Here is a 13,868-nt window from a genome sequence, read left to right as displayed (position 1 = left end):
GCTAATTTGTCGAGCAAGACGATAAAAAGCTTGCGCAATTTTTTAAACCATATTATTGTCATAGGACAAAATTAATTTGTCATGGGTTTTTTATGGAGCACTTTGTTACGCCGAGCAATTTAATTGGGTTGCAGCAAAACTTTAGTGAGGTTCAGCAACAGATTACAGCGATATGCCAAAAAATAGGACGTAATCCCGCAGAGATTCGCTTATTGCCTGTGACCAAAACTTTAGCGATTGAAAAAATTGAACAGGCATATCAATTAGGCTTTTGTAGTTTTGGTGAAAATAAAGTGTTAGAGGCGAAAGCCAAATATGAAGCGCTACAACATTTACCGATTCATTGGATTTTAATTGGGCATTTACAAAGCAATAAAGTGAAGTATGTTGCCAAATTTATTGATGAGTTTCATGCCTTAGACAGTTTAAAACTTGCAGAAAAACTAAATCATCGCTTATTACTCGAACAACGTAAAATTCCTGTTTTTATTCAGGTAAATACCTCCAATGAACACAGTAAATTTGGTGTTGAACCTGAACAAGCCTTAGCTTTAATTGATCAGTGTCAGCAGTTTACGCAGTTCAAAATAATTGGATTAATGACCCTGGCTATTCACAGTCAAGATGCTGTTGAGGTGAGGCGATGTTTTCAGACTTTACGTGTACTAAGAGATCAAATTCAAAAAATTTATCCTGATGTCCAGCGTTTATCTATGGGGATGTCTGGAGATTTTGAAATTGCCATCGAAGAAGGTGCAACGGATATTCGCGTTGGGCAGGCTATTTTTGGTGCAAGAGCACTGCCTGATCATTATTACTGGGCGGAGTAAGCCAAGATGAGTCAACATTTTCAATTAACCATCTATCAACAGGGCAAATTATTGGGACATTTTCAAAGCCGTTCTATGCACGCTTTAATGAAAATTAATACTTTGTTGAGTTATTTACAGCATACAACCGAATTAAGCTATGAGTTACATCAAGTGATTGAAGATTCGCGTTTTCTTATGCAAAAAGAGGGGACGATGCAGCTCTTGGGAAGTGAATATATCTATCAGCCCTGTTCGATGAATATTTTGTCGCAGGAGATGACATGAGTTATTTAATGCCCGTTTACCAACCTTTAGCCATTGAATTTCAACGTGGTCAAGGGTGCTATCTATGGGATCACCAAGATAAGCGTTATTTGGATGCTATTTCAGGTGTCGGTGTCACCTTACTTGGGCATGCTCATCCTGATATTCATACGGAAATCGTGGCACAATCCCAAACATTCTTACATCTTTCCAATTTATTTAAACATACTTGGAATGAACGTCTTGCTGAAAAACTGGCACAGATTACGGGTTTAACCCAGACTTTTTTTTGTAATTCAGGCACAGAAGCCAATGAAACGGCAATTAAATTAGCTCGTTTATATGGTCATCAGCGAGGCATTCAATGTCCCAAAATAATCGTCATGCAACACGCATTTCACGGACGCACATTAGGAGCGTTATCTGCAACAGCTAAGCCAGATTATCGTCAGGCTTTTGGTCCCTTATTAACAGGTTTTGAGTTTGTTGCATTTCATGATTTGGCTGCGATCGAAGCTTATCAAAATGATCCCGATGTTGTGGCAGTATTACTCGAGCCAATTCAGGGTGAAGCTGGGGTGAATATTGCTTCAACATTTTATCTCAAGCAGCTCAAAGTACTATGTGATCAACAGAATTGGTTGTTGATGTTAGATGAAATCCAATGTGGACTGGGGCGCACAGGAACATGGTTCTATTATCAACAAGCTGAAATTTGTCCTGATGTACTTACCATTGCAAAAGGTTTAGGCAATGGATTACCGATAGGTGCCTGTTTAACCCATCCTAAGTTGGGGCATTTATTGCAGTCTGGCTTACATGGCTCAACTTTTGGTGGGAATCCGTTGGCATGTCGAGTGGCTTATCGTGTTTTAGATTTACTCGAAACGCAGTATTTACAGTCAGTTTCTGCAAAAGGATATCACTTACTCGATTTACTGCAATCTAAATTAACAGGGTTACACAACATCAAATCTGTACGTGGTGTGGGGTTGATGATTGCAATTGAACTGATTCATCCGATTGAAAACCTGACAAAAATTGCCAGTGAACAGTTTAATCTATTGCTCAATGTTACTCAGGGAAAAATTATTCGTTTACTGCCTCCTTTGATCATGACTGATCTACAAATTGAATATTTAGCCCAGCAAATATACGGCTTGCTGAAAGCCTGTTATCTAAGTGACAAGTAGAGTGAGCACAATGAAAATAATCTATGCAATTCAAACTTTGGCATTTGAAGATTTAGGCAGTTTTGCACAGACGCTGAATGACTTAAATTATCAAATTCAGTATTTACAGTTAGGTGTCGATGCCGTGGATGAGGCTCTTGCTTCAAAACATCCTGTTATTTTATTGGGTGGACCGATCGGCGTATATGAAACGGCTAATTATCCTTATTTATCGGATTTAATTCATGCACTACGTACCCGTCTCGCTCATCACTATCCAACACTGGGTATTTGTTTAGGTGCTCAGTTAATAGCAACGGCTTTAGGTGCAAAGGTGTATCAGGGGCATATCAAAGAAATAGGTTGGAGTCGATTAACCATTACCAGTCAAGGCTTTGCCTCAGTTTTAAAGCATTTGGAAAATGTTCAGGTTTTACACTGGCATGGCGACACCTTTGATTTACCTGAATCCGCTAAACGCTTAGCAGGTTCAATTTACTATCCTAACCAAGCCTTTGCTGTGGGTCTCAATATTCTGGCATTGCAATTTCATGTTGAAGTTGATCCAAAAACATTAGAGCGTTGGTTGATTGGACATGCGACTGAACTCAATCAGGCGAAGATTGATATTTTAAAGTTACGTCAAGAAAATGTACTATATGGGCAATCCTTACAGGACAAAGCCAAGCTGTTATTACGTGATTGGCTTAATCACCTCATTCCTGTATAAAACTCGATATAGATTTTTTTATGAAAATTAAAGGCAACAGCGCTCAGGATATTCAAGATAATATTCGTACACTGATCAATGAAGGGCAGTTAAATGAAGGCGACTTCTTGCCCAGTGTCCGTGAGTTAGCAGAACAACTTGGGCTGAACCGAAATACGGTGGCTGCTGCCTATAAAAGTTTAGTGTCGATGGGCATTGTGGTGTCTAAAGGACGTTTAGGCACACAAGTCAAATCAAAACAATCTTGTCGCAGATCAGAAGGCTTTCAAGCATTAAATGAGGGCACAGTCGATTTGGCTCATGGTAATCCCCACCGAGAATGGTTACCAACTCTAAGTCAAATCAATTTTGGTCATCTGAACAGCAGTTTATATGGTGAAAACATCTATCATGCTGAATTATTAAATATTGCCCAACAACAGGTTTTTGCAGATCTTCCTCAACCATTTTCAATTGAATTTACCTACGGTGCAGTCGATGCGATTGAGCGAATACTCGCTGCCTACCTCGTTCCTTCCGATTTAGTGGCTGTTGAGCAACCAGGATTTATCACCAGTATCTCTGCAATTGAACATCAGCAATTTAAAATGCAACCTTTTACAGTCAGGAGCGATGGTTTTGTTCTTGATACAATTGAACAAGCCTTATATGCAGGCGCGCAAGCATTGATTATTACGCCACGTGCGCAAAATCCAACAGGTTATAGTTTAGATCGCACTCAGGCTGAGAAAATTTCAAAACTATTGCAAAACTATCCACATGTATTGGTGATTGTTGATGACCATTTTTCAGTGCTTTCTCAAACCTGTTACCAACATATCATTCCAACCACAACGAAGCACTGGGCTGTAGTACGTTCAGTATCCAAATACTTATCGCCAGATTTTCGTTTTGCATTTGTTGGTTGTGATGCTGAAACTTCAGATAGATTGCGACGAAAATTGAATGCAGGCTCAACATGGGTCAGTCATATCATCCAAGAAATGGTGTTCCAGTTGTTCAGTGCTGAAAAATTTTCAGTCAACTTAAATCAGGCAAAATCTTATTACCAACAACAGAATCAAAAAATTGTGCAGTATTTACAACAGTTTAATATCCCTTGTGCGATGCATTATGATGGTCTAAATATCTGGCTTGAATTGCCACATGCAGACAAAATCAGCAAGATTTTATCGCAACGAGGTTGGTTGGTACGTTCAGGACGAGATTTTAGCGTCAATCAAGAAATTGAAGGCATAAGAATCAGTACGGCTGATATGACAGAACAACAGATGAAAGACTTTTGCCAACAATTTGAACAGATTTATCAAGTTATTATTAATTTATAAATCAATTAGTTATTTAATAACAATGGATTTAACTTATACTTATTTTAGGAAATTTGTGGGTAATTTTGACGGTACTCAATTTAAATTTTAGGGTATGGCGGGTACTTGTTTCGCGATTGAGCAGTTCTGCTTGAGATCATTTCAATATTAAAGCGAACGGAAGATTTTCAAGATATTGGATGATTTCTACTAAACTGTCTCATAAAATAGCAAATTGTTAAAAAAAATTAAAATAATAATTCATTTTTTAGACAATATATCTTGAAATTATAAAGGTAAACTTATAAAACAGTATAGTCGTATTAAAAAAAGGCTGCTGTGATGACTTCTCAATATAAACCTAAACTTAACCCTATTAAAGTCATTAAAGATTGGCAAGGTGAGGATTGGGATGTCTATGAAGAATATAAGACAGAGATCGGTCAAATCATTTACAAAGGTCGGGCGTATAGTACGACCCGTGGCAGTTATGCCTGCATCCTAACACCAGAACTGGCAGATTTTATACGGCAAAACTCCCGTCAAGCTGTGATGAAGCAATTGAATTTTTCAGGCATCAAAGTTTCTCGACTTCGAAAAGAATTGAATATTCAACGGGAAAAAGTGGTATTAAATCATCAATGGGCAATCGAACATAAAGATGAGTTATTGGGGGATGGTTTTGAAGATTTGTATCAACAATATGGTTTAAACAAAGATCAAGTCAGTAGTTATGCTCGCTATTTAAGATGTTATGCAAAAGTCAAAAAACCTCATCCACAACGTATCGAAAATAAGCGTTGGCTTTTGGCAAATCAAGCAATCATTACCAGCTCAACAATGACCATGCAACAGATTGCTGAACAATTGCAAACCACCAAAGAAAAAATTGTGATTGCAAGAAAGCAGTTAAAAAGGCTTGCCAATTTGAAAATGAATATTTGATTAATATGGATGCTTTATTGAGATGTGATAACTCTATCAGTCAGTCATCAAACTATGCGTGAAATCAAAGATATGCATGTTTATTTTAATATCTATATAGAGATGAATTAGACAGGTCTGTCTAGACTTGGATTGTAATTTTTAGTACACTACATCACAATTTAAAATCCAATAATAAACTATGTCTAACAATATTTATGCTGCCTTGGATCAAATAGGACTAAGCTCCCAAAAACGTGCGATCCATGCGTCTTTTTCAAATTCGTTATTAAACGATCAAGTTTTTCTGCAACGTATTAATGGAACACATGAACTGAATAAAGGTGTTCATCTAGAACTTATTTGCCTCTCAACGAATGGAGCAATACCGTTAAAACAGTTTATAGGTGCTCAAGTTGCCATTGATATTGTTAATGATCGGTCTGAGTTAAATCGAATTTCAGGCATTGTGACCAAAGCCGATGTGGGTGTCTCTGATGGCTCTCTTACAATTTATCGTTTAACTGTAGAAGATCCAACTGCTTTATGGAAACAGCGTAGAAATTCTCGGGTATTTATGGCGAAGTCGGCTATTGAGGTAATTCAAACCGTATTTCAGGAATGGGTGCAACGTAGTCCGCTGTTTGCTTCAAGTCTCACTTTAGATCTGAGTGGACTAACTAAAGTCTATGACGTCAGACCATTCATTATGCAGAATAATGAACTGGATGGCGAATTCATTCAAAGACTTCTTTCTGAGGAAGGGATTACAACTTTAATCGATGAAGCACAGCTTAAAGTTTCTAATTCAAGTGAACAAATCCAACCTCAAAAGCTACGTTTAATCGATGATAATTCCCAATATAAAAGTTTAGATCGTAAGAACATCCGTTTTCATCGCAGTTCCGCGACAGAACTCACGGACAGTATTACGACGTTTATCGGACAACGCTCAATCCAACCGACGGCAGTGCATATCCAACGATGGCAAGCAGATGCATTGGAAACAGAAGAGGGTGCAGGCTCAGTTCAAAGTAACCATCAGCACAGTGAAAACTACGACAACACCAGTTTAGGTTTAGAACAAGCTTGGCACTTTAGCCCAGCATGGATACAAGACTTGAATGGTGAAGATGGTGCAACCAAATCAGGCAACAGTCAGATTGAAAAATTCAATGAAAACCTAAGCAACTACTACGACTCACAAGCCAAACGATTTACAGCTACTTCCACTGTTCGAGATGCACATGTTGGTTATTTTTTTGAGCTAGATAAACATCCAACCATATCTCAATTAGAGTCCCATGATAAGCAGTTTCTGATCATATCGAAGCGCTTTTATAATCAGAATAATTTACCGAAAGACTTGACCCACCAAGTTGAAACTTTACTCAAACAAAGTGATTGGCAAACCAGCAATATCATCACAAACAACAGTGAAGAACGCCAAGCCAATGAATTGGTTCTACAACGACGCAATATTAAGATTGTTCCTGAATATAATCCCTTAACTCAAAGACCAACTGCCCATCCAATGCGTGCCAGAGTTGTTGGCTTAAGTGGGGAAGAAATTCATGTTGATGAATGGGGACGGATTAAAGTTCGCTTCCTATTTACTCGCAGTGAAGATCATAGCCATGATGGTGGTGCAGGTTCTAACGACAATGACACAGATTCAGCTTGGGTCGATGTACTCACCCCTTGGGCAGGTGAAGGCTATGGGGCACGGTTCCTACCGAGAGCAGGAGAGGTGGTCGTTATAGATTTCTTTGATGGTAACCTTGATAGACCATTCGTGGTGGGACGTATCCATGAAGGACACCGCCATCCGACTAAGTTTGATGACAAAGGCAAACTACCAGAGACCAAAAAACTTTCAGGCATTAAAAGTAAAGAATATCAGGGTAGTGGCTACAACCAACTGAGATTTGACGATACGACCAATCAGATCAGCAGCCAGTTGCACAGTAGTCATGGCGCGAGTCAACTGAATCTCGGAAAGCTTAGTCATCCAAAAGATAAAGCGGAAAGTGATGATCGTGGTGAAGGCTTTGAACTAAGAACTGATCATTGGGGTGCAGTAAGAGCAGGGCAAGGCTTACTGATTTCGACCTATGCTCAAGATCAAGCCAAAGGTGATCACTTAGAGAGTGAGATTGTCAAAAAGCAACTTGAAAGCAGTCAGACCAACAGCAAAGCTTTAAGTGATATTGCCAAGAACCAAAAGACCGATGAAATTGAGTCGATTGAGCAGCTGAAAGAATTTAAAGAACAGCTTGAACAAAAAATTGCGATATTCAAAAAATCGCTACTTTTATTAAGTTCGCAAGATGGGATCGCTTTGAGCACCGCAGAAGACATTCATATTTCTGCAGATGCTCAAATAAATCAATTTGCAGGAAACAGTATTAATCTAAGTACGCAAAAGAATTGGATTGCACATGCGCAAAACAAACTGAGTTTATTTGCTGCGCAAGGTGGGATTAAAGCGATTGCAGCGCAAAGTAAAGTAGAGATTCAAGCGCAGTCAGATGCTTTAAATGTATTTGCCAAGTTAGGTATTACCATTTCATCGACCGATGATAAAGTTGTGATTAGTAGCCCTAAAGAAGTTGTGATTACAGGTGGTTCATCGCAAATCGCATTGAATAATTCTGGAATTTTCCCCAAAACGGGTGGAAAGTTTGAGGTCAATGCTGGGCAGCATCTGTTTAAACCCGGTGTGCATGTCAATGTTTCACAACAAGCATTGAAATCAAGCAATGCCAAAGGTGTGTTGGAACTATTTAATAATTACATTCATGGTGAAGCGATTAAACAAGGTAAATTTAAAGTAGTAGATGTGCAAGGTAAAGAACATCAAGGTGTTCTTGATGATAAAGGGTTTGCACGCATTTCGGGAATTATTCCTGGTTCTGTGAAAGTTTTTTTTGAGGGGGATCAAAGAGACCCTTGGGCTGAAACTAGTGATTTAAAAAGACAAGCTGAATGGCCAACAGCACAACAATTGCAAGGTTTTAATCCAGATATGATATTTAATTCAATTTCAAAAATGAAAAATACAAGATCAGATGTGTCTAAGGCATTTAGTAATGCTTCAAGTTTGGTAGCTAATCTTCATAAATTAAAAAAATAAGGAATAAAACATGGGTCTATTAGGCATGGTTCCTTCAAAGCCAGGAAACCAAACTCCAGAACAAAAACAAGCAATAATAACATTAGCAAATAGTTTAAAAACACAAGTAGTGGTTGCCCCACTTCAAAGTATTGCACCTCAAGATATTGTATCAAGTCGAAATAGCATCAATGATTGGCTAAAACAAAATATTAGTCCTGATTTTGATTTAAATACTCTTGCTCAAGTTGCAGGCGTTATTCCTGTAGTCGGTAATATTATTGCTCTTGTTGATGTGGTCGAAGGTATTATCAATTTGGTTAACAATCCAAATCCAGCCATACTAGATTGGGTAGATCTTTGTATTAATTTGATTGGTGTTATCCCAGTCCCTCCAGGAATGAATACAGCTCGTATGACCCTAAGGCCGATGGTCATGGCGGCAAGAAATGCAGTATCTACAGGTAAAACAACTTTAGCTTTGGCTGTGGAAAGTGCAATACAAGCTAGTTTAAATGATGTTCTTGCGGGTCAAATACAACCTTTCGTAGATAAAGCGACAGGGCAAATTGATACTTTAATTAATGGCTGTTCGGATTATGCGATGAAAATATCTAATGATTTTTCATCGGGCTTAATCAATATTGCAAATGGTCAGGCTGTTAACCCTATAGCGATTGCAAATGCTCAAAAAGATGCACAGAAAAGTTTTAGCAAGGTGACTACAACTAGTTTAATCCGAGACCCTAAAAATACTTTTGATAATTTGTTTAAAGCACTCACCTTATCTGCCTCAGCGCAAGTAGGACAAGTTGCAAATCAAGTTTTACAAAAAATCTTGGCAAGATTGGGTGCAGCCGGGAAAGCAGCACTTTTAGCAGTTGCAACTAAAATAAAAACATTTGGTGCAAAAGCTGCTCAAGCAATTAAGGCAAAAGCAAAGGTTTATCTATTAAAATTTATTGAAATATTAAAATCAGTATTAAAAAGAAGACCAAAAGGTGGTGCTGTAAAACCAAATACAACAACACAAGTTAAAAGTGTTACACCCGCGTCGCCTTTGGAAAGTAAATCAAAAGTTACAAAACCTAAAAAAGATCCAAATCCATGTAATTGTGGTGGGGCTGTCGCAAGTAAAAAAAGTATTAGTTTCATAACTGGTGTTGAATCTCTCACTCATCTTGATGCTGACATATTTTCAACAAGAGGAATTTTCCAAACTCGAAGCTACGCTTCTAATTTGGAAGGCTATGATAAGAGTGAGTTTGGTGCAAGATGGCTTACACCTTGGACACTGAAAATTTTTGTTGAAGATGACAAATTTTTATTTGTCGATGAGACAGGGCGAATTATTCATCTTCCTAAACTCGCTGAAAATACAACTTATTTATCAGTTGCTGAAAATTTGTATATTACCAATCTTGGTAATAATTTGGTCATTGAGTATAAAAATAAGGAACAATATTTATTTGAAAAATATAAAGATCACTACATTCTGAAAGCAATTGTAAAATCTGATCAAAGCACCATACTTATTGGGCATGAAGAAGGTATATTACATAAGATCGAGTTTTTTTATGATAAAAAACTGGACTGTTATATTGAATGCATAAAAAATTCAAATCAAAAAATTGAAAAGCTGATTCTAAACAAAGATGGTAAGTGCTTGGATATAGCAAGTTATTTTTATGATCAGCAAGGTGATTTAATACAGGCAACCACTCGGGATCATGCGAATTATCACTATTCTTATCATAAACACTTACTTACCCGTTATACGGACTTAACAAATCGAGCAATAAATCTAGAATGGGATGGTGAAACATATGAAGCCAGAGCATTTCATGAATGGGCAGACGACGGTAGCCAAGAATTATCTTTAGTATGGCTAGATGATAAGCGTTGTACCTTAGTGATTGATGGCGAAGGTAACGTAACTCAGTATCATTATGATATTGAAGGTTATAATTATCGTATTGTTTACCCTGATGAACTAGAAGAATGGTTTATCCGTGATAGTAATTCAAAAATCACTCAGCACTTTACAACGACTGGCGAAGTCTATATTTATCGGTATAACGATCAAGGGGATTTATTAGAATCTATCAATCCCGATGGCAGTTCAGTCGAATATAAATATGAAAATGGTAATCCAGTAGAAATTAAAAATGCTGAAGGGGCTATCTGGAAAAATGAATATGATGACAAAGATCAATTAACTAAAGAGATTGATCCGTTACAGCGTGAAACGTCATACTGTTATAATGCTCAAGGATTACCGACCAGTATTATTGATGCTAAAGGTGGCTCGAAATCATTTAAATATGATGCACAGGGTAATTTACTCAGTTATCAGGATTGTTCAGGCAAAGAAACCAAATGGGGATATGATGAGCGTGGTCGGGTTAAGTTTGCCGAGAATGCATTAAAACAAAAAGTTGAATACTTTTATACTGGATCAGACACTGAACAAAGAATGGTCATTATTAAAGGCGTTCCATTAAATGCTTTAGGACAACTTGAAAAAATCAAACATGCTGATGGCACTGAAGAACATTTTGTACATGATGCCGAAGGGCGGTTACTTGCGCACCTTGATCCAAATCAACAACAAACCCGATACGAGTATGATGAGTCGGGTCTAATCACTGTGCGAACAGATGCATTAGGTCATAAGCTTAAGTACAAATGGGATCAGCTTGGTCGCCTGCAAAGGTTAATTAATGAAAATGGTGCAAGTTACCAGTTCTTCTATGACGTCATGGGGCGTTTGCTGAAAGAAATTGATTTCGATGGAAAAGAAACAGTCTATAGATACGATGACAGAACTAAACAACTGACAACCAGTATCGAAGTTGCATCTGCTTATGGTCAGGATTTAAAAGACCGTGTTGCACAGAAAGACCGTATACAGCAATTTGTATTTGACAGTATGGGACGACTTGAACAGCGTACTGCAGGTTATGGCTACGACTCTCATGAAGTTGAACAGCAACAAATAGAAGAGTTTGCCTATGACAGCAATGGGCAACTTGTCTTAGCAAGAAATGCAGACAGTGCTGCACACTGGTTCTATGATGCGGTTGGTAATCAAATCCGTGAACATCATCAGGATTTAAAAACCAATAAAACAGCCGTGTGGAAACATACTTACGATGAGCTGAATGTGCGGATTCAGACGATTCGACCTGATGGGCAAAATATCGACTGGCTCACTTATGGCAGTGGTCATGTTCAAAGCCTGATCTTAAATGGTGAAGATGTTGTTAGCTTTGAGCGTGATGATTTACACAGAGAAACCACACGGCACTATGCCAATGGAATTAGCCAAGAACAGAAATATGATGATATCGGACGCTTAACACAGCAAAGGATTGTCAATGGTCATGAATTTGGTTATCAATCTCCTACCCAACAGCAAAATAATGCAATCAATAAAACCCAGCAACTGATTCAGCGTTTATATCAGTACGATAAAACAGGACAGCTTACAGGTATTCAAGATACACGTCGCGGGAATATTAACTACAAATATGACCCTGTCGGACGTTTATTGGATGCAACGAGCAAATTAGGCAAGGAAACATTCCGTTTTGACCCTGCCAACAATATTATCGACCCTTATAATATGGCTTCTGATAAGTCATCTAAGCAAAATACAGAAGAAGGACATTATGGCTATAACCGTCTGGTCAATAACGTTGTTAAAGAATATTTAGAACAACAGTATCAGTATGATGAGTTTGGGCAGCTCATTCGTCAAAAGACTGCTCAGGGTGATTTACATCTTGAATGGGATGTATTTGGTCGTTTGATTAAAAGCCGTAATTCTGAATATACGGCAGAGTATCGTTATGATGCCTTAGGTCGACGTATTCAAAAACGTAGTAAGCATCATCATACAGGCGCTGAACAAAATGTGATTTATGGATGGGATGGTGACTCAGTTGCTTTTGAATCCACTGAAGATTACACCAAACATTATATTTATGAAAAAGGCAGTTTTATTCCTTTAGTTCAAGCGGTTTATTTGGGTAAGGTAGAAGTACATCAGAGTGTAGATTGGAATGATAAACCTTATAGCATTTATCGTGATCCATTGTGGAAAACAACGAAGAAAAGCAAAGGCTTTAATGATGTCTGGTATTATCACTGTGACCACTTAGGTACACCACAGGAAATGAGTGACCACACAGGTTCGATCATTTGGAAAGCGCAATATAAGGCATGGGGTGAGCTCGTGTCAGCAAAGCAACGCTTTGCACGAGCGCAAGACGAGAGCTATGCTCGAAGTGGTAAGTCTGAAAAAGCCAAGTCGAATTTCTTTGAAAACAGTGAAATTATTTCAAACAATATTCGCTTCCAAGGTCAATATTTTGATGAAGAAACAGGGCTCCATTATAACCGTTATCGTTATTACTCGCCTTATGTGGGGCGGTTTGTAAGTAAAGATCCAATTAGGCTTGATGGAGGCAATAACTTATATCAATATGCTCCTAATAGTATATTTTGGATTGATCCTTCAGGTCTACAGCGACAGCAACAAAAGCAAGAAGTATGTGAATTACCTGAAATGGTTGATGTTTATCACTATACTGACAAAAAAGGATACAATGCTATTTCTTCACAATCTCCTTATATTTTTAAATCTTCTGCACCAGATAAAGGTCATCCAAAAGGAGTTTATGTAACTACGATGTCACCTGAACAACTTTTGCATAAACCTGGTGGCTTTAAAAGCTATTTAGGTCTAACTAGTGATAAATCGGAATATTATTTTAAATTTAAGATAGAGAAATGTAAGCTGAAAAAAATTAAGGGTGGACGAAGTTCACATGTAAACTATATAGATCATGATTTAATAGTTCCACGTACTAGTGTTATTTCACATGGGAAAACTGATAAATAAGGGGGCATAATGCAGATTACAGGTTATGATTACGTAATTATATCTAATGTTTCACCAAATATTGCTGTTATTGAGTTTAATCATAGAATTAAATCAATGTGGAACAATGTTCAAACTCATTATATGGAAGAGTTAAATGATGAGAATTGTTTTATTACATATATCAAAAATAATGAAATGGAAGTTTTTTTTGATGAACATGCTTACTCAATAACAAGAGAAGGGGATGGTCCATTTTCACTGATTTCAAATAGTTATGAAAATATTTCTATGGACGTGAATACTAGAAAAATTTCTTTAGATACTGATGATTTAGAATTTGATAATGATGAATATAATTCTTACAAGATATTATTAAAGAATTCATTTCAGTATACATTAGTTTTACCTGAATCTTTAGAAAATGATTTTTGTCGCAGTATTTTTGAAGTTTTGGAAAGTATTTTAACTAAATAGACAGATTGGATACTTAATAGAAAAGGTAGTGATGATTACTATTAACATGCAAAAAACAAGCAAGCTATCCACCAAAAGGAAAAACTGTTGCACCTTTCTTCAGATTAAAGAATACTGATTCTGATACAAAAGCAATAAAAGGTGGAGGTACTTTTGCTACTGGTGATTTAATGCCTATA

Annotated in this window: 9 protein-coding genes; all 9 read left to right on the top strand. The window is 37.4% G+C overall.

Going from position 1 to position 13,868, the window contains the following annotated elements; translation table 11 throughout:
* The first annotated feature begins 92 nt into the window (after nt 1-92).
* The 9 genes from I9192_RS16670 to I9192_RS16630 all read left to right on the top strand — a co-directional run bounded on the left by I9192_RS16670 (nt 93) and on the right by I9192_RS16630 (nt 13,689).
* Nucleotides 93-830, top strand: a complete 738-nt coding sequence (locus I9192_RS16670; protein WP_005033259.1) for a YggS family pyridoxal phosphate-dependent enzyme — start codon at nt 93-95, stop codon at nt 828-830.
* A gap of 6 nt (nt 831-836) precedes the next feature.
* Nucleotides 837-1,097 carry a hypothetical protein gene (locus tag I9192_RS16665; protein WP_005033258.1) on the top strand — a complete coding sequence of 87 codons (261 nt, stop codon included), beginning with the start codon at nt 837-839 and terminating at the stop codon, nt 1,095-1,097.
* Entirely contained in the window at nt 1,094-2,269 is a 1,176-nt protein-coding gene (locus I9192_RS16660) for an aspartate aminotransferase family protein (protein ID WP_005033256.1), read from the top strand. Before I9192_RS16665 ends, I9192_RS16660 begins: the two co-directional genes overlap by 4 nt.
* A gap of 10 nt (nt 2,270-2,279) precedes the next feature.
* Nucleotides 2,280-2,978 (top strand): glutamine amidotransferase, encoded by a 699-nt coding sequence (locus I9192_RS16655; protein WP_005033254.1) that lies wholly within the window; start codon nt 2,280-2,282, stop codon nt 2,976-2,978.
* A gap of 20 nt (nt 2,979-2,998) precedes the next feature.
* Nucleotides 2,999-4,306: an aminotransferase class I/II-fold pyridoxal phosphate-dependent enzyme gene (locus tag I9192_RS16650; protein WP_005033251.1), complete on the top strand. Its 1,308-nt coding sequence runs from the start codon at nt 2,999-3,001 to the stop codon at nt 4,304-4,306.
* A gap of 321 nt (nt 4,307-4,627) precedes the next feature.
* Nucleotides 4,628-5,230, top strand: a complete 603-nt coding sequence (locus tag I9192_RS16645; protein WP_005033250.1) for a hypothetical protein — start codon at nt 4,628-4,630, stop codon at nt 5,228-5,230.
* 181 nt (nt 5,231-5,411) lie between these two features.
* Nucleotides 5,412-8,345 (top strand): type VI secretion system Vgr family protein, encoded by a 2,934-nt coding sequence (locus I9192_RS16640; protein ID WP_005033249.1) that lies wholly within the window; start codon nt 5,412-5,414, stop codon nt 8,343-8,345.
* Between the two features lie 10 nt (nt 8,346-8,355).
* A complete protein-coding gene (locus tag I9192_RS16635; protein WP_005033247.1) occupies nt 8,356-13,233 on the top strand; it encodes an RHS repeat-associated core domain-containing protein in 4,878 nt (1,625 codons plus the stop codon).
* Nucleotides 13,234-13,242: 9 nt separating this feature from the next.
* Nucleotides 13,243-13,689: a hypothetical protein gene (locus tag I9192_RS16630; RefSeq protein WP_005033246.1), complete on the top strand. Its 447-nt coding sequence runs from the start codon at nt 13,243-13,245 to the stop codon at nt 13,687-13,689.
* The last annotated feature ends 179 nt before the right edge of the window (nt 13,690-13,868 follow it).

Origin of the sequence: Acinetobacter bereziniae (genome assembly GCF_016576965.1) — a bacterium.
In the GTDB taxonomy this organism is placed as follows: Bacteria; Pseudomonadota; Gammaproteobacteria; order Pseudomonadales; family Moraxellaceae; genus Acinetobacter; species Acinetobacter bereziniae.
This window is presented reverse-complemented; position numbering and strand designations above follow the sequence as displayed.

Bases quoted from the DNA above. Each gene is read 5' to 3' on its own strand.
- I9192_RS16650 (WP_005033251.1), top strand. From the start codon at position 2,999: ATGAAAATTAAAGGCAACAGCGCTCAGGATATTCAAGATAATATTCGT.
- I9192_RS16630 (WP_005033246.1), top strand. From the start codon at position 13,243: ATGCAGATTACAGGTTATGATTACGTAATTATATCTAATGTTTCACCA.
- I9192_RS16660 (WP_005033256.1), top strand. From the start codon at position 1,094: ATGAGTTATTTAATGCCCGTTTACCAACCTTTAGCCATTGAATTTCAA.
- I9192_RS16635 (WP_005033247.1), top strand. From the start codon at position 8,356: ATGGGTCTATTAGGCATGGTTCCTTCAAAGCCAGGAAACCAAACTCCA.
- I9192_RS16670 (WP_005033259.1), top strand. From the start codon at position 93: ATGGAGCACTTTGTTACGCCGAGCAATTTAATTGGGTTGCAGCAAAAC.
- I9192_RS16640 (WP_005033249.1), top strand. From the start codon at position 5,412: ATGTCTAACAATATTTATGCTGCCTTGGATCAAATAGGACTAAGCTCC.
- I9192_RS16655 (WP_005033254.1), top strand. From the start codon at position 2,280: ATGAAAATAATCTATGCAATTCAAACTTTGGCATTTGAAGATTTAGGC.
- I9192_RS16645 (WP_005033250.1), top strand. From the start codon at position 4,628: ATGACTTCTCAATATAAACCTAAACTTAACCCTATTAAAGTCATTAAA.
- I9192_RS16665 (WP_005033258.1), top strand. From the start codon at position 837: ATGAGTCAACATTTTCAATTAACCATCTATCAACAGGGCAAATTATTG.